Genomic DNA, 20,452 nt, shown 5'->3' with positions numbered 1-20,452 from the left:
GCCGTGTCCGCGGGCCGCCGGAGCGGCGGACCGGCCGGGCCGGGGCCGGCCGCCGCCGCCGGGCCCGGGGCCGTACAAGGTGGGCAACGTCACCGTGAACGGCGGGCGGAATCCGGGTCCGGGGCCCTCACAGGTGTCCGGGGGCGGCCTATGTCACCGTTCACGTGGCGAGATCCGTACGCTCCGCTCACAGGGCGGGAGCATGCGACACCAGCGGCGCCACCGCACGCTCGCCGAAGGAGGTCCACGGCCGCCACTCGCCGCTCGGCCGCTCCTGGACACGGGTCCGGATCCGCCCCGCGGCGGTCACGGCGAAGACGTGCAGCCGCCCGGCCGGGTCGCGTACGGCCGCGGGGGTGGCGACGAGCCGGACGCCGGCCTCGCCGAACTCCCGCTCGGGGCCCCAGTCACCGCCCGGAGCGAGCTGCCAGCGGTGACTCAGCCGAGCGCCGCCCGGAGCGAGCGAGAACGCCTCCAGGCGGCCGTCGGCGTTGGCGGCGAACGCCGGGGCGGCGGCGCTCCATCCGAACATCGGCAGCCACGCGTCCCAGCCGCCGCTCGGCGCGGTCTGCCGCCGGGTGAAGGTCCCGACGCCCGACGGCCCGATCGCGGCGACCGCGAGCCGGCCGCTGCCGTCCTCGGCCACCCGGGGCGCGGAGCCCGCCGCGGTGCCGTACGGGTGCCATGCCGGGGTCCACGGCCCGCCGGGGGTCTCCTGCCACCGGTGGACGATCCCGGCGCCGCCGGGCGCGAGGGCGAACACCTCGAGCCTGCCGTCGGCGTTCGCCGCGACCACAGGTGGCGCGCCCGCCGCCGGACCGAAGCCGGGTTCCCACGGATCCCAGGCCAGTGCCCCGCGCGACCGCTGCCGGCGCCGTGCGAAGGACGCGCCGCCCGGGCTGAGGGCGAAGACCTCCAGCCGGCCGGCCGCGTCACGGGCGACGGCGGGCGCGGCGCCGGCCGGGCCGCCGAACCCCTCCCAGTCGTGCCACCCGCCGTCCGGGCGCTGCACGCGGAGGTTCAGGTGGGTGCCGCCCGGGGCGATCGAGAACACCTCCAGCCTCCCGTCGGTGTCGCGGCCGAGGGAGGGAACCGCGCCCGCCGGGCCGCCGAACGGCTCCCACTCCGACCAGCCGTCGCCGTACGGGTCGAGCTGGACGCGCCGCAGCATCGAGCGGTCGGCGGCGTCGAGCGCGAACAGCGTGAGGCGGCCGTGCACGTCGAGCCCGGCCACCGGGTGGTCGGGGCTCTGCCACGGGACCGGAGTGTCACGCCACTGGAGCGGCGCGAGGAACAGTCCGTTGCGGAACCAGCCGGCCGCGCTCGCGTACCAGGTGCCCCCGTCGTCGATGACCTCGACGGCGTGACCGGCCACATGCCCCGCGTACCCGGCGAGTTCGAAGCGGAAGGGGTCCCGCGACGCCAGTACGTCGGTTCCCTCGTAGCCGCCCCGCGGGCCGATGAACAGGTAGTACCAGCCGTCCCGCCGGACGACGTACGGCGACTCGGTGACCGAGACGGTCGCGTTCGTGCTCGCGTCGGTGAAGGCGACGCCCGGCTCGCTCCAGTGCGTCAGGTCGGCGGACCGCCGGTGGGCAACGACGTGGTGCCCGCCCGGCCCGGAGAGCTCCGTGTAGTACATGACCCACTCGTCCCCCACCCGCAGCACCATCGGGTCACGCGCCGCGAGGCCCCGGAACAGCGGGCCGGACGGTACGCGGGTCCACGTGAACAGATCGGTCGACGTGGCCAGGTTGACGGCCGCCCCGCTCGCGCCGCCTGCGGCGTAGAACATCCAGAACGTGCCGTCGGCCTCGACGACGTGCGGCGCCCACAGGTGCTCCTCGCCGAAGTAGGACCGGTCGACGGTGAGGGCGTCGGCGTGAGTGGTCCACGGACCCAGCGGGCCCGGGGTGGAGGCGTGGGCGAAGGAGATCTCCGCCGAGCTGTCCGGCGCCTCGCCGCGCGGCGCGCTGTCGCCGACGATGCCGAAGACGTGCCAGCGGCCCCGCGCCCTGATCAGCGTGTGGTCGTTGAGGTAGCGCGGGCCGGCGGGGGTCGACGGGTCGTGGACGTACGCGAAGGGGCCCGCGCCGACCCACGAGGGCGCCGGGGCGTCACCGGTGGGCGAGGCGACGGCCCGGGACAGGCCGAGCAGGGGCAGCGTCCCGGCTCCGGCCACACCCCGCAGCACACTCCGTCTGCTGATCGGAAACACGGATCTGATCCCTCCGGGTGAGCGGTCAGCCCTGGCCGGGGCCGGGGGAGCCGCCCAGCCACTCCCAGCCGGACCAGCTGGAGAACCCGGTCTGCCAGATGTGGAAGGTTCCGGAGGGATTGGTCCCGAAGACCTCGATCCGGCCGTCGGCGTTGGAGGCGGCGGTGACCTCCGTACCGCCGGAGCCGAAGGGGGCCCAGTCACTGTAGGGGGCGTTGACGGCGGTCTGCCAACTGTGCATGGCGGTGGTGCCGTTCATGGCGAAGACCTCGACGCGGCCGTCGGGAGTGCGTTCGCTGGTGAGCTGCGCGTCGGCCGGGCCGCCGGTGCGTTCCCAGCCCGACCAGCCCGAGGGCCCGGTCTGGTACCGGTGGAACACGCCGACCGGACCCGAGGCGAAGACCTCCAGGCGGCCGTCGGCGTTGTGGTCGACGGTCAGGTCGTGGCCGCCTTCGCCGAACGGGCCCCACGCGGACCAGCCGCCGCTGGGCGCGGTCTGGTAGCGGTGCTGGAAGGTGGTGCCGTTGAGGGCGAAGACCTCAAGGCGTCCGTCGGGAGCCTTCCCCATCTCCACACGGCTGTCGGCGGGGCCGCCGCCCGTGGACTCCCAGCCCGACCAGCCGCCGTTGGGGGCGAGCTGATACCGGTGGAACAGCCCGACCGGGCCGGAGGCGTAGACCTCGATGCGGCCGTCCGCGTTGACTCCGGCCGCGGTGTCCCGGCCGCCCTCGCCGAAGCCCTCCCAGTGCGACCAGCCGCCGGACGGGCTCAGCTGCCAACGGTGCTGGAAGGTGGTCCCGTTGAGCGCGAACAGCTCCAGCCGGCCGTCGGCGTTGGGCGCGAGCGCGAGCTCGGCGCCGGCGGGACCGCCCAGCGACTCCCAGGGCGACCAGTCGCCGTTGGCCTCCCGCTGCCAGGCGTGGTGGATGCCGTCGGCCCCGGCCGCGAACACCTCCAGACGCCCGTCCGCCGACCGCGCCGACACGACCCGGCCCGACTCCGACGGATACACGAGCGGCTTCGGCCGCGGCCCCGTGCCCGGGGTGCAGGGCAGCACGACGCCGCGTTCGGCGAGATAGACCTCGGGGTCGACGCCGTAGGAGGCGGACGAGTCCCCCCAGATCCGCAGATGCAGGTGGGGGCCGGTGGAGTTCCCCTCCGAACCCATCAGGGCGATCTGCTGGCCGGCCACGACACGGTCGCCGGCGAAGACGTCCCGCCGGGACATGTGCCCGTACTCGGAGATCCGCCCGTCGGGCTGCTGGATCCGGATCCACTGGCCGTAGCCCGGCTCGTACCCGGAGATGGTCACCTCGCCGTCGGACACGGCGTAGATCGGCGTCCCCACCCCGTTGGCGACGTCGACGCCGTTGTGCCCGGAGTGGAAGTGCTGGGACACGGGCCCCGCCGCCGGGCACGCCGCGGTGGAAGCGGCTGATGCGACCGAAGCGGCGGGAACGGTGGATCGGACGGACGCGGTGGATCGGACGGACGTGGTGGAAGCGGTGGTCCGGGCTGCGGCCGGGGCCGCAGCGGGCACCAGGGCCGGCAGCAGCAGGGCGGCCGACGCCGCGAGCACGGAGCTCACCGCGCGGCGGGAAAGTCCACGAAGCACAGGAAGCTCCTCCAGGGGCGCGGGCCGCCGACCGGGTGGCGCGAGCGGGCGGTAGGGAACGTAGCAACGCCCCGACGGCCCGGAGACCCCGGAAGGTTACGGGGTGACAGCCGGCCCCGCCTCGGGTACCGGATCGCCCGTCGGCGGCGGTCCATCATCGGGATTTCATCGCCCCTTCCTAGCGTGACCGCGTTCGCACGAGGAGCGGTACGAAGGGGAGGACGGGCCGATGGCACGGACGCGAGCAAGAGCGAGGCGGCCGATGGCGGTGGCGGCCGCCGTCGCGGTGATGAGCACGATGGCCGCCACGGGCTCCACGGCCGCCACCCGGCCGGCGGCGGGACCGGACAGGCCGACCATCCGGTACACCGAGTACGGCATCCCGCACATCATCGCCTCGGACTGGGAGGGCCTGGGCACCGGCTACGGATACGCGGCGGCCAAGGACAACATCTGCACCCTGGCCGACACCTATCTGATGGTCAACGCCCAGAGGTCCCGCCATCTGGGGCCCGACGGCAGGGCGAGCCCCGGCCAGAACCAGAACACCACCACCAATCTCAAGAGCGACCTGTACTTCCAGCGGATCAAGGACGACGGGGTGGTGGAGCGGCTGATCGCACAGCCCGCCCCCGACGGCCCGGAGCCCGAGGTCAAGGAGGCCATCCGGGGCTACGTCCAGGGATACAACCGGTACCTGTCCGAGACGGGCGCCGACGCCCTTACCGACCCGGCCTGCCGGGGCGCCGCCTGGGTGCGGCCGATCACGGAACTCGACGTCTACCGGCACGCGCACGCCGAGATCATCATGGGCAGCGCCGACGCGCTCCTCGACGGCCAGGTCGACGCCGCGCCCCCGGGGGCGGCGTCCGCCCCCGCGAAACCCGCGTCCTCGCCCAAGGAGACCGCGGCGAAGATCAGTTCCGCGCTGGCGGTGAGCCGGCAGCAGAGCATGGGCAGCAACGCGCTGGCCGTCGGCTCGCAGGGCGTCTCCGGCGGCACCGGCATGCTGCTGGCCAACCCGCACTTCCCGTGGCAGGGCAAGAACCGGATGTGGCAGAGCCATCTCACCATCCCGGGCAAGGTCAACGTCTCCGGGGCGAGCCTCCTGGGACTCCCCGCGGTGAACATCGGGTACAACGCCGACGTCGCCTGGAGCCACACGGTCGCCACGGTCGCCCCGTTCGGGCTCTTCGACGTCCAGGTGGATCCGCTCAACCCCACCAAGTACCTCGTCGACGGCGTCTGGGAACAGATGACCTCGCAGCAGGTCACCGTCGACGTGCGAAAGTCGGACGGCTCCCTCGGCAAGGTCACCAGGACCCTGTGGTCCACCCGGTACGGCCCCGTCACCACGTCGATGCAGGGGGTGTCGCTGCCCTGGGTGGTCAGCGCGCACGCCGTGCGCGACGTCAACATGAACAACCTGCGGGCGCTGAACACCTGGTTCCGTCTCGACCAGGCCAAGGACGTCGAAGACGTCGTCAACACCCTGGAGACCACGCAGGGCGTCCCCTTCTTCAACACGATCGCCGCGGACCGCAAGGGCAAGGCGTTGTACGCGGACATCCAGGCCACCGCGAACATCACCGACGCGCACGCCCAGTCGTGTCTCACGATGACCGGCCAACTCCTCTTCAACCAGCCGCTGAGGCTGCCGAACGTGCCGCCGATCTCCATCTTCGACGGCAAGCGGAGCGCGTGCGACTGGCCCGACGACCCGAACGCGGTCGCGCCGGGACTCCTCGACCCGCGCAAGCAACCCCGCCTGATCCGGGACGACTTCGTGGGCAACGCCAACGACAGCGCCTGGCTGGCCAACCCCGACCAGCCGCTGACCTTCCCCCGGGTGATGGGCGACGCCCAGGCACCCCGCTCGCTGCGCACCCAGGAGCTCATCCTGGCCGCCCGGAAGCGGATCGACGGCACGGACGGGCTGCCGGGCAGGGGCTTCACCCCGGAGACCATGGGGAAGCTGCTGTTCGCCGACAACAGCCGAGCGGCCGACCTCGCCCTCGACGCCACCGTGGCGATGTGCAAGAGCGTGCCCTTCGGGCTCATCCTCGTGGACGGCACCCTGGTCAACGTGAGCGAGGCGTGCCCGATCCTGGCCGCCTGGAAGAGCCACGACTACACGGCGGACAGCCGGGGTTCCCTGCTATTCGCGAACTACTGGGCCTCCCTGCAGGGCGGACAGGGCATCGAGAAGCTCCCCTGGCGGGTCCCCTTCGACCCCAAGGACCCGGTACACACACCGAATTCGCTGGACTCCGGCAGCTCCGCCGTCCGCGACGCGTTCGGCCGGGCCGTCCTCGCGATGCGCAAGGCGGGCATTCCGTTGAACGCGCCGCTCTCGGACGTCCAGAAGGTCACCCGCGGCGGCGAGCAGATTCCGATCCACGGAATGATCGGCGAACTGGGCGTACTCAACGTCATCACCATGGGCCAGGTCGACGGAAAGACGGACGTCGTCTTCGGGTCCAGTTTCATCCAGCAGGTCCGGTTCACCGCCGAAGGGCCGCCGCAGACCCGCTCCGTCCTGGCCTACTCCCAGTCGGCCGACCCGAACTCGCCGCACCACGCCGACCAGACCAGGCTCTTCTCGGCCGGCCAGTGGGTGACCGAGCGGTTCACCGAGGAACAGATCGCGGCGTCACCGGCCCTGGTGGTCAAGGTCCTCGACTGATCCGACGCACGGAATCCGAAGCGCAGACAGAGCATCACAAGAGAGGGAGCACAGTGAGAGGAACAGCGAACGTCCGGCGCACGGCGCTGGCATGGGTGTTCGCCGTCCTGGCCGTGGTCACGGTCATACCGGCGGCCTCGGCACAGGCCGCCGACGACGGCACGCCGCCCCCGATGGCGAACGGGTTCGGCCTGACGCAGGTCGGCACGGCGACGGGCAACGCGACGGAGTTCTACCTGACCGTGACCACGCCCGAGGTCGCGGAGGAACAGCACATCAAGATCATCCTGCCGAAGACCTACTACGACGACCCGAACCGGCGCTATCCGGTGATGTACTTCCTGCACGGATCACCCGACGACCCGATCCAGCAGAACTATCCGGCGCTGCGCATGTCCGACCGGATGATCACCGTCATCCCGGACGGCGGCGCCCGGGGCTGGTACGCCAACTGGCTCAACCAGAAGACCGCCGCCGGTGCCCAGAACTGGGAGAACTTCCACCTCAAGCAGGTGATCCCGTTCATCGACGCCAACCTGCGGACCATCGCCACCAAGAAGGCCAGGGCCGTCGCCGGTGTCTCGATGGGCGGGTTCGGAGCCCTCCACTACGCCCAGGCGCGCCCGGACCTCTTCAGCCAGACCGCGTCCCTGTCCGGCGACATCGACCTGTCGGTGCGGTCCATGGACCTGCGCCTGGCCGTCGTCGCCTCCCTCGTCGCCTACGAGCCCTCCGTGGACAGCGACGCCGCGTTCGGCTCGCCGTACCCGGTGTTCAACGCCGACTGGCGGTTCAACGAGGTCGACCCCTCGCAGCACATGGACCGGATCAAGCAGGGCGGGATCGGGGTCTCGATCTACGTGGGCAACGGCGGAGGCTCGGTCACCGACCTGGAGTTCTGGCTGGAGGGCGCGGCCAAGCACGTCAAGAACGCCATGGACGCGCTGGGCATGTCGTACCACTACGTGAACTACGGCGACGGTTCCGGCTGGGGCACCCTGTGCAACGGCGGCCACAACGCCGGCTGCTGGGAGGAGGACCTCCGGGACCTGGTTCCCCGGCTGGAGAGGCACTTCGCCTCCTGACGCCATGAGCCCGCCGTCGTCCCGTACCGCACGAGCGGTACGGGACGACGGCGGGCTCACACCATCCGCCGGCGGGCCTGTACGGTCCGCCGGCGGACACGTCTAGCCGACCGCCGGTACGGGCCGGCCGACGGGCGCGCTCCGAGCGGGCGCGGCGGCGGACCGGGCGGGCGCGGCGGGCCTGCCGACCGCCGGGCCGGGGCCGTTCAGCCAGCCCCATTGCGACCAGCTGGCGAACCCGGTCTGCCACCGGTGGTAGACACCGGCACTGCTGGTGCCGAACACCTCGATGCGGCCGTCGGCGTTGTTGCTCGCGCCGATCGCAGTGCCTCCGGTGCCGAAGTTCTCCCACGGCGAGAAGGGCGCGTTGGGGGCGGTCTGCCAGGAGTGGCTGGCCGCGTCGGCGTTGATCGCGAACACCTCCACCCGGCCGTCGACCGACCGCGAGGTGGCCAGCTCGGCGTTGGGCAGCCCCCCGGTGCCCGTGCCCGTCCATTCCGACCATGTGGTGGGGCTGGTCTGCCAGCGGTGGAACACCCCGCCGGCGTTGGAGGCGAACACCTCCAGCCTGCCGTCCTGGTTGTGGCTCGCGGTCACGGCGTGCCCGCCCTCGCCGAAGTGCTCCCAGGCGGACCAGTCGCCGTTGACGCCCATCTGGTACAGGTGCCCGAAGGTCGAGTCCGACAGCGCGAACACCTCGAGCCGTCCGTCGGGCGCGTTCTCCATGGCGAGCCGCGCGTTCGCCGGGCCACCACCGGTCCCTGTCCAGCCGGACCAGCCGCCGCTCGGCGCGGTCTGCCAGCGGTGGAACACGCCTTCGGCGTTGGAGGCGAACACCTCGATACGGCCGTCGGCGTTGTTGCCCGCCGCCAGCCGGTACCCGCCGGTGCCGAAGGTCGCCCAGCCGGACCACCCCGCACTGGGCCCGGTCTGCCACATGTGGTCGAGCGTGCTGCCCGACAGCGCGAACAGCTCCAGTCGGCCGTCGGCGTTGGCGGCCACCGCCAGCTGGGCGTCGCCCGGGCCGCCTGCGAACCGCCATGGCGCCCAACCGCCGTTCACCTCGTTCTGCCACGAGTGGTAGACGCCGTCGGCGCCCGCCGCGAAGGCCTCCAGGCGTCCGTCGGCGGACCGGCCCGACACCACCCGCCCGGAGCCGTACGGGTGCCGGGGACCCGTGCTCATCCCGGACCAGAGCGCGTTGGCGATGATCACGGCGTCGCCCGCCTCCAGGCCGTACTTGTACCGCAGGTCCTCGCGCGGCCGCTGCACCTGCCAGCACACGTCCCCGATCGCCACGTCGTTCCACGAGCCGCCGGGGAACATGTCCTCCATCGCGTCGAGGAACGCGTTGGTGGCGTAGACCGGGTCCAGCCGCTGCGCCTTGCTGCCCCACCAGTCCTGCTGCTGGAACAGCCCGATGCTCGTGTGGTCGACGGCCTGGGAGTAGTTGTTGATGTCGGTCTCCACGATGACCGTGGCGATCGCGATGGCCGCGGCCCTCGGGTTGAGCCCCCGGTCCTTGACCGCCTTGGTGACCATCCGCGCACAGGACATCCTGTAGGGCGTCAGTAGGCCCGCCATCCGCGCCCCCAGCTGGGGGTTGAGCTGGCCGGCCATGATGCCGTCGGCGGCCGAAGGGCCGGCCGGGTCGCAGGGCTCGGTCGGTAGGAGCAGGGCGTCCGGTCCCCTGAAGTACCGGGAAACGCCGTAGTGGTCGTCGCGCGGGGCCGGTCCGGGGTCGGGCAGGGCCACGGCGACCGAGGCCGTCAACCCGACGACCAGTGCCCAGACGCCGACCAGCAGGGCCAGTCTGCCGAGCACGCGTGTGAAGCCGGTTCCTCTCATCGTGTGCCTTCCGTCATGCATTCAGGTGGTCGGCGGCCGACAGTAGGAGGCACCGATGAAATGCCGATGGAATCGATTCCCGAGCGCATTTCATCGGGATGTCATCGGCCGCTGCCAATCTCGTTGCACGCAGGCCGAACACACGGGAGGATCGACATGCGAGCGAAGAGGATCAAGGCCGCGCTGGCCGGAATTCTGCTGACGGCCGGGATTTCGGTGACGCAGGGCGCCACGGCGCAGGCGGCGGCGACGGCTCCGTGCGAGGGCACGTACACGATCGTCGTCGGCGGTACGGGAAGCTCGTGGAACAGCGACGGCTTCTACGGCAACATCCAGCAGCACGTGGGATATCCGACCCAGATTCCCAACGGCGCGAGCGCCCGGGCCGGTGTCAACGAGCTGAACCGGCTGGTCCGTGACCAGCGGGCCGCGTGCCCGTGGCAGCACGTGAAGATGGGCGGATACTCGCTGGGCGCTGCGGTCGTCCACATCTGGGTCACCGAGAACTGGCAGACGTTCGGCAATGTCAACGCCATTCTCATCGCCGACCCGAAGCGGCAGGGAAATCCCGGCGCCAACGGCGGATCCGTCCCCTTCGGCGGAATCGTCGGCGCCCCGCTGGCCGGTGCCGACCGGTTCTTCGGTAATGTGCCGGTCAAGACCATCTGCCACTGGGACTACGTGTGCGACGAGTCCGCCGGAATCTGGACCTACCCCGGCAACCACGTGAGGAACTACCCCAACGACTTCAACATGGACTTCCACAACGACGTCGCCAACGAGCAGTGGTACAACGGCGCCTGGTATCCCGCGTCCTGGTGATCACGCGAAAGCGGTGCGACCGGCCGAGGGAGTGAGGCCGAGGCCGATCTCGTCACCGCGCAGGATCATCTCGTGCGTCCGCCGCAGGGTCCGGCCGGGGGAGACGCCCAGTTCGTCGGCGAGGCCGCGGCGGGCCCGGTCGAACACGGTGAGGGCGTCGGCCTGGCGGCCGTCGCGGTACAGCGCCCGCATCAGCAGCGCGGCCACCGGCTCGTCCAGGGGGTGCGCGGCGGACAGGGCGAACAGCTCGGAGATGGCCTCGGCATCCTGGCCGAGCCGCAGCTGGCACTCCACCTTGCGCTGGACGACGGCGATCCTGCGCCGGGTGAGCCGCAGCCGCTCCAGCTCGGCGAGCGGCCCGGGCAGACCGGCCAGCGGTTCCCCGCGGAACAGGTCGAGGGCCTGGGCGCACAGGCGGACCGCCTCGGCCGGTTCACCCGCGCGCTCGGCCGTGCCGATGCCGACGAGGAGCTCCTCCATCCGCGTCACGTCCACGTCGACCGCGCCCGGGACGAGCCGGTATCCGTGCCGGGCGTGCTCGATGACCGAGCCGGGACTGTCACCGATGCGCAGGGTCTTGCGCAGGCGGTAGACGTACACCGGCACCACGTTCGCCACCGGCGGCTCCGTGCCCCAGACGTCGTCGAGCAGTTCCTGCCGGCTCAGGGACCGCCCCGCGCACAGCGCCAGGGTCGCGAGCACCGCCTGCTGGCGCGGATGCCCCAGGTTCAGCGGCCGCCCGTCGTGCCACGCCCGCACCGGTCCGAGCAGGGAGATCCGCACCGCAGGACCGGTCGCCCGGCCGGCCGGCCGGGTCGCCGAGCTCACCGGCTGCGTACGGGTGCCACGGCCGGGGACGACCAGGCCGCAGTCGAAGGCGTGGACGATGGCCGCTGCCCGGTCGCGGAGCCGGAGGGTGTCGAGTATCCGCGCGAGGAGTTCGGCCACGGCGTCCTCGGGGATCGCGAGGGCGTCGGCTATCTCGTCGTCCCGCAGGCCGCAGCCGACCGCGGAGAGCACTTGACGCTCCCACTGCCCGAGGGCGGTGGCGGCGGGACGGCGGGCGGTGGTGGTAGTCGTCGGCATCGTTGCTCTCCGGGCTCCGGACTGGTCGGGTCTGGTGGGCGCCGTCGACAGGGTAGGACGGGGAGCGCCGGGCGGGGCATCCGGAACGATCCGGAGTGACACGCGCGATCTACGGCGTCACTCCTTTCCGCCGTCCCGCTCGCCGTCGCCGCCGTCGGGGCCGTAGTCGTCCAGTTCGCCCCGCAGCGAGGACGGGCCGGCCGAGGGGTCCTCCCCGAGAAGGGTGAGGAAGCTGCTGAGGGGGCTCATATGCCTGATGGCAATGTGCAGATGACGGTAGACGGCGAGTTGTTGAAGGCGCCGCGAGTATCGCGGGCTCCGCCGCTCGGCGCTGGGCGGCCTGGTCGGCCGGAGTGAGGACTGGGTCGAGAACGTCGAGCGCGGGGAGCGCACCGTCCGGTCGCTCGCGATGATCGTGCAGCTCGCCCGGGTGCTGGCTTGCCAGGACGTCAACGAGTTGCCCCAGGCGGATGCCTCCGTGCCGGTGTACGACGGCGGCAAGGTCACCCATCCTGGCGTGGGCGCGCTGCGTCGGCGATCCACGCGCCGCTGGTCGCCGCGGCCGGCACGCCGGAAGACGTCGGGCATCTGGCCGGGCGGTCCGGCAGGCGTGGGAGGTCTGGCATCGCGCCCGCGACCAGCGCACGGCCGTCGCCTCGGTGCTGCCCGGCCTGATCGAGGCCGGGCACGCCACGGTGCGGGCCACGGAGGGCGCCGAGAAGCGCGGGGCCTCGGTGGTCCTCTCCGAGACCTACGCCGTCGCCCAGCAGTACGTGGCCCCCATCGTCGAGCCCGAGCTGTACTGGGTCATCGTCGACCGCGCCCGGATGGCCGCCGAGCAGGCCGACGACCCGATCGCGCTCGCCTCAGCGGCCTGGATCATCGGCAACGGGCTGCGGGTCAGCCTCACGAGCGCCACGAGGACCCTTCGGCCGGCTGCTGTGGGCCTCGCCGGCCCTGCCCGGCGCCGTCCGCGATGTCCGCGCGGCCCGCGAACACGGCATCGTCGACTCCCTTGCCGAGGTCGGCGTCACCTGCTGGGCAGACAAGGCCTATCAGGGTGCCGGTGGAACGGTCCGCACCCCCTACTGGGACCGCTGGGAAACCCTTTCCACCGGTCAGAAGGCCGTCAACCGCTCGCACGCGAAGATCCGCGCACTCGTCGAGCAGGCCATGGCCACCCTCAAAGCCCGGCGACTCCTCCGCAAGATCCGATGCTCGACCACCCGCATCACCGCACTCGTCCAGGCCGTCCTCGCCCTGCACCTGGCCAGCTCAGAGCGATGACGGAAAAGGCTCACTGGCTCGCCGTCTATCTGGCGGTAGAGACCTGCAACAACGGCGACGGCTGGGTGATCGGCTTGAACCTGATGACCCATCGCTGGCGGAACAGTCGGCGCATAGCACTGATCGAGCGGAGCTCCTGCACATCCAAACCCCCCCGAAAATGTGACCAACGTCATGGCGATTGATTGGAACCTCTCGGGTCTTGTGCAGTCTTGATTCACTTTTGGGCTTTTCGTGTTTTGTAACGTTCTGTCAAGTGCCGCTGTCTGCGGCACCATTGCGCATCTGACCAAGAAAGTTCCATATGACCATGCATAGACCTGTGCCACACGAGCACGGGCGGCTGTGGGCGGGGCACGGCCTGCGGTACACCGCAGTCGGCATTGCCTTGGCCCTGGCGGTGACGCTCGTCGATGGCACCAGCGCCGCCATGGCGGCCGGGCCCGCGGTGTCCGCGGCAGTCGACCGGCCTTCTCCCACCGAGGCCGGGGACATCGCCTCCGCCCGGGTGGCGGCTAGGCTGTCGGGCAAGCGGGTGGAGGCACTGTCCGAGCGCACGGAGTCCTCCACGACTTGGGTGAACGGCGACGGTTCGCTCACGACGGAGATCGCGGCCGGTCCCATCCGTTTCCAGGACCCGCGCAACGGCAGCTGGCGTGATGTCGACATCGACCTCGCTGCGGCGGCCGACGGTTCGGTCGCTGCCAAGGCACACCCGCAGGGTCTCAAGCTGGCGGGCCGGTCCGGCGCCAAGGCCACATCATTGCGGGCGGCGCAGGCCGCCCCCGCGACCGACCTTGTCACCCTCGGCACGGGCGACGACGCGATCACGCTGCAGTGGCGTGGCGGGCTGCCGGCACCGAAGCTGGACGGCACCCGGGCCACGTACGAGAGCGCCGTTCCTGGAGCGGACGTGGTCGTCGAGGCGACCCGTACCGGCTTCGAGCAGTTCGTCGAGGTGAAGGCGAAGCCTGAGGCCGGATTCTCGTACACTCTGCCGCTGCGGACGAAGGGCCTGAAGGTCGAGGAGCTGGCCGACGGCAGTGTGCTGTTCACCGACAAGAAGTCGAAGAAGACCGCGACAATGCCGGCGCCCGTGATGTGGGATGCCACCGTCGACCCGGTCTCCGGTGAGCACACCCGCCGGGCGAAGGTCGCCATGAAGGTCGTCAAGGCCAAGGGCGGCGTCGATCTGGTCATCACGCCTGACGCCGGCTTCCTCGCCAACCCTGCGACGAAGTTCCCGGTGACGGTCGACCCCTCGACCTCGTCGCTGGGCAACCTCTTCGATACCTACGTCCAGCAGGGCGAGACGGTCGACTGGTCGGCCGACACCGAACTGGACCTCGGCAACCCAGGCACGAAGAACGGTAACGGCACCTTCCGTACGGCTCGTTCCTTCATCACCTGGAACACCGCTCCGGTCTCCGACGCGCTGGTCTCCAGTGCTCAGCTGTCGCTGTGGAACTTCCACTCCGGCAACACCGACTGCTCGGCCCAGCCCTGGGAGGTGTGGACCTCCAACGGTCCTACCACCGCTTCGCGCTGGACGAACCAGCCGGCGATGGTCACCAAGATGGCGACCTCCACCCAGACCAAGGGCAACCCCGGCTGCGCCTCCCAGCCCGACGGCTGGATCAGCGCCGACGTCACCAGCCTGGTCCAGCACTGGGCCAACAACAAGTGGACGTCCTCCAGCATGGGCCTTCGGGCCACCGACGAGAACAACACCAAGCAGTGGAAGCGCGTCAACTCCGCCAACGCCTCCGCCAATGTCCCCAAGCTGACGGTCACCTACAACTACCGGCCGCGTACGGGCACGAAGCAGGAGGCGGGTCCGCCGTTCTTCTCCTACGGCGGCGCCTACACCGTCAACACGGTGACGCCGACTCTGCGCGACACGTTCGTCGACGCCAACGGTGACACCGTCCAGGGCGCATACCAGATCTTCGACGCGGCCACCGATACCCAGGTCGGCGACGTCCTGCGCTCGGCGTTCGTGCCCTCCGGACAGGCCGCCCCGGTCACCGTCCCGGCCGGGGTGCTGGCCAACGGCAAGACGTACAAGTTCCGCAGTTCGCCTTACGACGGCACCCACTACAACCTCGGCTGGTCGGCGTGGAAGACCTTCACGGTCGACAGCTCCGCACCTTCTGCCCCCACGGGCATTGCCTCCACCGACTACCCGTCGGACGCGTGGGTCAAGGGCGCCGGCCAGGCCGGAACCTTCACCGTCACCCCCAACGGCACCGACCACAACTGGGTCGAGTGGTCGCTGGACGGCGTGACGTGGACCAAGGTCGGAACCGGCGGCTCCACGGCCGCCAAGGCGATCAGCGTCAATCCGCCGAAGAACGGCACCCACACCCTCCAGGTGAGACAGGTCGACAAGGCCGACAACAAGTCGGAGGCGATCGAGTACGCCTTCCATGCCGGCCCGGGCGGCTTCGTGCAGCCCGCTGAGGGTGCGCGCACCGCGCGGCGCCTGCCTCTGGTCGCGGAAGCTGACGGCGCCAAGTACGACAAGGTCTCCTTCTCCTGGCGCCGCTCCGAGGCAGACCCGTGGGTGAAGATCCCGGCCGGGAACGTCACCTCAGGCGGAACCCCGCTCGCCACTTGGCCGGTCGCCCTGCAGAACGGGCGCAACGGCGACCTGGTCTGGAACGCCACTGACACCGTGAACCCCGACGGCACCGTCCAGATCCAGGCCGAATTCACGGGACCGAACTCCGCCACGGGCAACACTCAGCCGCTCACCGTCGTCGTCGACCGCAACGCCCAGGGCGCGGCGCCCGGCCGTGTCGGACCGGGCGCGTTGAACCTGCTGACCGGTGAATACACACTGTCCGAGTCCGAGGCGTCTCACTTCGGGATGTCGGTCAGCCGCACCGCCTCCTCGCTGACTCCCGATCTGGGGGCTGAGCAGGACGGACAGGTGCCGGTCTTCGGTAAGCAGTGGTCCGCGGCGATGAACGCGGAAACGACCGAATCCGATTACACCCACGTCCGCAAGATCTCCGACACGGCGGTGGCCGTCGTGACGGGAGCCGGCGACTCCGTCCACTTCACGGCGAACGCTTCGAAGACCGGCTGGATCGCCGAGCCGGGGTCCCCCAAACTGACTCTTAAGGGCAGCGTCACGGGCAGCTTCACCCTGACCGACACCGACGGCTCGGTCACCGCGTTCAGCAAGCTCGACGCCGCGTCCACCGTCTGGAACGTGTCGTCGACCATGCTCGACGGCAAGAGCGACTCGACGGTCACCATGGTCTCGGAGACCGTGACCGTCGACGGCAAGAAGCTGGCCCGTCCGCACCGTGTGATCGCGCAGGACTCAGCCGTTCCGGCGGCCACGTGCGCAGCCACGCCGGCCACCAAGGGCTGCCGTGTCCTGGAGTTCGCGTACGCGACCTCCACCACGGCGACAGGCTCCGCCCTCGGTGACTACACCGGTCAGGTCAAGGAGATCCGTCTGTGGGCGACCGCGCCGGGTGCCGCCTCCGCCACGGCGAAGGCGGTCCAGTCCTACGCGTACGACGACCAGGGCCGCCTGCGGGAGGCCTGGCAGACGCAGATCTCGCCCGCGCTCAAGACGAGCTACGGGTACGACGCCGCAGGCCGGGTCACCACCTACACCGCTCCCGGGCAACTGCCCTGGACCCTCACGTACGGCAAGGCGGGAACCTCTCCCACGGCCGGTGAGGGCATGCTCCTCAAGGCGTCCCGCGCCGCGCTGAAGCCAGGCACGGTCGACACCGTCGAGGGACAGGCCGTGACCAGCGTCGTGTACGAGGTACCGCTGACCGGCTCCACCGCGCCGTACCAGATGGGCGCAGCCGACGTGAAGGCATGGGGACAGATCCAGGCTCCCACCGACGCCACCGCCGTCTTCCCCGCCGACTCCGTGCCTTCCGGGCACACCGGCGGACAGCTGACCGCGGCCGAGTACCGTCGGGCGGGCATCCACTACCTGGCCGCTTCCGGCGACCTGGTCAACGCAGCCGCCCCCGGCGGCCACATCTCCGCCACGGAGAACGACCGCTTCGGCAACACCGTGCGCGCGCTCACCGCGGCCAACCGCTCCCTCGCCCTCGGCCTCACAGCTTCGGACCGGGACGTCCAAGCCGGCCTGGGCATCGCTCAGCTCTCCAGTGCGGAGCGGGCCGAGCTGCTCTCCTCCCGGTCGGTCCACAACGCTGACGGCACACGCAAGCTGGAGGAGTTCGGCCCTCTGCGCCGGGTCGAGCTGACCGCCGACCTCAAGTCGGGCACCACGGTGCTGGTGCCTGCGGGCACCTCCGTGACCGCCAGGCCCTGGACGGTCAACGAGTTCGACACGGGCCGTCCCACCGACGGAACCGCGACGCTCAAGGACCAGGTCACCAAGGTCAGCGCCGGTGCCCAGGTTCGTGAGCACCCGACCGTGCACGGCGAGACCCGCCAGACCCAGACAGTCTTCGACTGGGCCAAGGGCGTCTCGGTCAAGACCATCCAGGATCCCGGTGGCCAGGCGCTCACGACCGAGACGGTCCACGATGCCCAGGGCCGGGTCGTCAAGCAGCTGCTGCCCGGCTCGACCGGCACCGACGCGGCAGCCCGGGTAACCACCTACTGGTCGGCGACCGGCACCGGTCCCTGTAACGGCCGCCCCGAGTGGGCGGGCAAGGCCTGCTCCACCGGACCGGCCGGCGTCGCCGTCGGCGGCGGTTCCAACCCGGCGCAGTTGGTGACGAGCACCACCGAGTACGACTGGTGGGGCAACGCGGAGAAGACCGTGGACACCGCCAATGGCGTCACCCGTACCACCACGACCACGCACGACGCGGCGGGCCGTCCCGCCCAGGTCGCGATAACCGGCGGCGTGGGAGCAGCTGTTCCCCAGGTCACCATCGAGTACGACCCGGCCAACGGCGAAGCGGTCAAGTCCGTCTCCGCCACTGGCGGGACGATCACCCGGGTCTACGACAAGCTCACCCGTCTGATCTCTTACACAGACGCCGACGGTGGGCAGACCCAGGTGCAGTTCGACGCCCTAGACCGTCCCCTGAAGGCCACCGACTCCGTCCCGTCCGCTGTCGTCTTCTCCTACGACCACGCGGCCGAGCCGCGCGGTCTGCCGACGAAGACCAGCGACTCCGTGGCCGGCGACTTCACCGCAGCCTACGACGCCGACGGCGGTGTGGTGAGCGAGAAGCTGCCCGGCGGCTACTCCCTCGCCCAGACCAGGGACACTGCGGGCTCCGCGATCGCGCGGACCTACACGCGGGACAGCGACGGCGCGATCGTGTTCTCCGACCGGACCAGCGAATCCGTCCACGGCCAGGTCACCGCTCAGGCGGGCTGGTCCGACCAGAAGTACACCTACGACAACGTAGGTCGCCTCAGCACCGTCAAGGACACCGCGGACACCGTCTGCACCACCCGCTCCTACGGTTTCGACCAGCGCAGCAACCGCACCTCTCTGACCACCGCGACCGGCACGCCCGGTGCCGACTGCCCCGCCACCGGAGGAACGACCAAGACCCACGCCTACGACTCCGCCGACCGCGCCAGTGACGCGGGCTGGACGTATGACGCCTTCGGCCGCACCTCGGCCACGCCCGACCACGGCACGATCGGCTACTACGCCAACGACCTCGCCCACCAGCAGACCGCGAACGGCAAGCGGCAGACCTGGCAGCTGGACTCCGACCTCCGCTTCCGATCCTGGAAGGCCGAGTCGGGCAGCGGCAGCAACTGGACCCAGACCGCGTCCAAGCTGAACCACTACGACAGCGACAGCGACAACCCGCGCTGGGTCGTCGAGAACACGACGACCGGCGCAGTGACCCGCAACGTCGAGACCGTCACCGGCACCCTCGGGGCAACGACCGACAAAACCGGCAACACGGTGCTGCAGCTCGCCAACCTCCACGGTGACATTGCCCTGCAGCTGCCGCTCGACGCCGGCAAGGCACCGGTCGTACTCGACAATGACGAGTACGGCAATGCCCGCTCGGGCCAGACGCAGACACGGTACGGCTGGCTGGGTTCGCAGCAGCGTCCCTCTGATACGCCCAGCGGGCTCATGCTCATGGGTGTCCGGCTCTACGACCCGTCCCGCGGCCGGTTCATGCAGACCGACCCGGTGTACGGCGGTTCGGCCAACGCCTACGACTACTCCAACGCCGACCCGTGCAACTCCACCGACATCAACGGCCTGTACCCGAGCTGCGGCACTCGCCGTATCCGGAACGGCTACGGTATGCGCATCATCACCAGCCGGCGTGGTGGCGGCGTCGCCAAGAACGGCTACCGGTACATGGGCTACTACATCAATGTGCAGGTGACGGGCTTCGGTAACCGCTTCCTGGCGAAGAACGCCACCCAGGCCGAGACCTGGGGCGTCAAGCCGGGACGGAGTAACAAGATGGTCAAGCTCCAGAGCAAGAAGAGCTGGTACACCCCCCTGAAGCTCCAGTGGGCGGTCCACTACAACATCCAGGTGAAGCCCGGCACCCGCATTTGGTCGGGCGGCGCGGTCGCGGTCTTCGGCTGGAGCGGCTACGTAGCGAGCATGACAGACAACTGCATGGCCAAGTGACGACCTGTACGGCCTAGTGTTGAATGGGTGGCGCGTCCCACAGGGGCGCGCCACCTCCGCATTTCCGCACGGCCCGTACACAGCCCGGAGGTGGAAGGAGAAAGAGATGAAAGGCAAGCCCATGAGGCGACCACTGGCCAGAATCGCCCAGGAGGCCCTCAACTCAGTCTCCACAGCGGCGACCGACGACACCGGCCCGGTCGTCGCGGACGTCTGGACCGAGGACGACCTCGGATTCGTCCTGCTCGTCCACCGCCGGGACGACGGGCACTTCGCGGAGGAGCTGTTCTCCTCCCTGCGCGCCTCCGACGAGGACACGGGAGCGACCGAGTGGGCCGACTGCGACCACCTCAGCGGAGGACTGCTGGGTTTCGATCCGACGGACCCGGCGGCTCGGGAGGAGATCCTCGCCCGCCACGCCATGGCAATGGTCACCGAATCCGAGTCCCTGGTGCACACCGGCAGGGTGCCCGAGGACGACGGTGACGAACTCGTCCGTGCCGTGGAGCTCCTCGTCACACCAGAGGCCGATGGCCTGGAAGTGGAGAACCTGTCCAGGCCCTCCCACCACATCAGACGTCTCTCCTTCCCGTTGGCCCTGGTCGTCCTCCTTCCCGGTGACCGCCTGCGCATCCGCGCGGTCCGGGCCGACGGCTGCGGGTACACAGCCGTCGGCACCGACCTCGAGTTGGAGCACCCGTCCGGTCCGGCGCCGGACGGCAGGCCGTCGGCTGTTGCATGAAGCGCACCGCACCCAGAGGGATGCGATTGACTCAGAAGCCGTATCTAAACCGAACGTGATCGCTTGATTTCTGCTGCTCAGGCATGGTGTGGCTCGGGGTGAGGGAGGCATGCGGCGTCTTGTGTCCGCTTCGTGGTCGAGGGGTGTGCGGTGGCGTCGGTGCTGGGAATGCTGGAGGAGCGGGAGTCGGCTGCCCGGGTTCGGGTGGAGGGTCTGCGGGAGGAAGCCGCGCGGCTGGCTGAGGTGTTGGAGGCCGCGGAGATCGAGCTGGACCGGCGGGTGATCGCGCGGGAGGAGCTGGTCGAGGCTCTGCCAGCCTCTGCCGCCGAGTCGACTGCCGAGACCGGGGCGGAGCAGGAAACCGTGCCCTCACCGCTGCCGGGGTCGGTGGTGCCGCCCTGGCGGGATGGGCTGCCGGTGAGGCGCCGCGGACATTGATTTTCACCGTTCCTCCCACCTGTATCCCACTCCAGACCGGCT

The 20,452-nt window shown here is 70.6% G+C and carries 12 protein-coding genes and 2 pseudogenes; 8 read left to right on the top strand and 6 right to left on the bottom strand.

What is annotated here, in order from left to right; genetic code table 11:
- Positions 1–187: 187 nt before the first annotated feature.
- Complete coding sequence (locus AW27_RS30145) at positions 188–2,218, bottom strand: DUF8189 domain-containing protein (RefSeq protein WP_304949929.1); 2,031 nt, start codon at positions 2,216–2,218, stop codon at positions 188–190.
- Between the two features lie 25 nt (positions 2,219–2,243).
- The gene (locus AW27_RS30140) at positions 2,244–3,833 is read right to left on the bottom strand and encodes a DUF8189 domain-containing protein (protein ID WP_037928791.1); all 1,590 of its coding nucleotides are present in this window, start codon (positions 3,831–3,833) and stop codon (positions 2,244–2,246) included.
- A gap of 229 nt (positions 3,834–4,062) precedes the next feature.
- On the opposite strand from AW27_RS30140, the gene AW27_RS30135 reads away from it, so the two are divergent.
- Complete coding sequence (locus AW27_RS30135; RefSeq protein ID WP_037928793.1) at positions 4,063–6,519, top strand: penicillin acylase family protein; 2,457 nt, start codon at positions 4,063–4,065, stop codon at positions 6,517–6,519.
- 53 nt (positions 6,520–6,572) lie between these two features.
- Positions 6,573–7,604, top strand: coding sequence for an alpha/beta hydrolase (locus AW27_RS30130; RefSeq protein WP_037928795.1), 1,032 nt, complete (start codon positions 6,573–6,575; stop codon positions 7,602–7,604).
- Positions 7,605–7,706: 102 nt separating this feature from the next.
- On the opposite strand, the gene AW27_RS30125 is transcribed toward AW27_RS30130, so the two are convergent.
- The gene (locus tag AW27_RS30125) at positions 7,707–9,452 is read right to left on the bottom strand and encodes a PLL family lectin (protein WP_236647836.1); all 1,746 of its coding nucleotides are present in this window, start codon (positions 9,450–9,452) and stop codon (positions 7,707–7,709) included.
- Between the two features lie 156 nt (positions 9,453–9,608).
- On the opposite strand from AW27_RS30125, the gene AW27_RS30120 reads away from it, so the two are divergent.
- Positions 9,609–10,274: a cutinase family protein gene (locus tag AW27_RS30120; protein WP_037928796.1), complete on the top strand. Its 666-nt coding sequence runs from the start codon at positions 9,609–9,611 to the stop codon at positions 10,272–10,274.
- On the opposite strand, the gene AW27_RS30115 is transcribed toward AW27_RS30120, so the two are convergent.
- Both AW27_RS30115 and AW27_RS30110 read right to left on the bottom strand, forming a co-directional pair.
- A complete protein-coding gene (locus tag AW27_RS30115; protein ID WP_037928801.1) occupies positions 10,275–11,360 on the bottom strand; it encodes an AfsR/SARP family transcriptional regulator in 1,086 nt (361 codons plus the stop codon).
- Between the two features lie 117 nt (positions 11,361–11,477).
- A complete protein-coding gene (locus tag AW27_RS30110; protein WP_269084598.1) occupies positions 11,478–11,609 on the bottom strand; it encodes a hypothetical protein in 132 nt (43 codons plus the stop codon).
- A gap of 58 nt (positions 11,610–11,667) precedes the next feature.
- Between AW27_RS30110 and AW27_RS34480 the strand changes: the two are divergent.
- A pseudogene (locus AW27_RS34480) lies at positions 11,668–11,796 on the top strand (helix-turn-helix domain-containing protein); the annotation flags it as partial.
- A 315-nt stretch (positions 11,797–12,111) separates the two neighbouring features.
- On the opposite strand, the gene AW27_RS30105 reads toward AW27_RS34480, so the two are convergent.
- On the bottom strand, positions 12,112–12,279 hold the full coding sequence (locus AW27_RS30105) for a hypothetical protein (RefSeq protein WP_172671410.1): 168 nt from the start codon (positions 12,277–12,279) through the stop codon (positions 12,112–12,114).
- 5 nt (positions 12,280–12,284) lie between these two features.
- Here AW27_RS30105 and AW27_RS30100 point away from each other — a divergent pair.
- The 4 genes and pseudogenes from AW27_RS30100 to AW27_RS30085 all read left to right on the top strand — a co-directional run.
- Positions 12,285–12,647, top strand: a pseudogene (locus AW27_RS30100) (transposase family protein); the annotation flags it as partial.
- A 430-nt stretch (positions 12,648–13,077) separates the two neighbouring features.
- Entirely contained in the window at positions 13,078–19,230 is a 6,153-nt protein-coding gene (locus AW27_RS30095) for a DNRLRE domain-containing protein (protein ID WP_078557094.1), read from the top strand.
- Between the two features lie 106 nt (positions 19,231–19,336).
- Positions 19,337–19,972, top strand: a complete 636-nt coding sequence (locus AW27_RS30090; RefSeq protein ID WP_052031283.1) for a hypothetical protein — start codon at positions 19,337–19,339, stop codon at positions 19,970–19,972.
- 150 nt (positions 19,973–20,122) lie between these two features.
- Complete coding sequence (locus tag AW27_RS30085; protein ID WP_370466630.1) at positions 20,123–20,410, top strand: hypothetical protein; 288 nt, start codon at positions 20,123–20,125, stop codon at positions 20,408–20,410.
- Positions 20,411–20,452: the final 42 nt, after the last annotated feature.

The organism is Streptomyces sp. PCS3-D2 (assembly GCF_000612545.2).
Lineage (GTDB): Bacteria > Actinomycetota > Actinomycetes > Streptomycetales > Streptomycetaceae > Streptomyces.
This window is presented reverse-complemented; position numbering and strand designations above follow the sequence as displayed.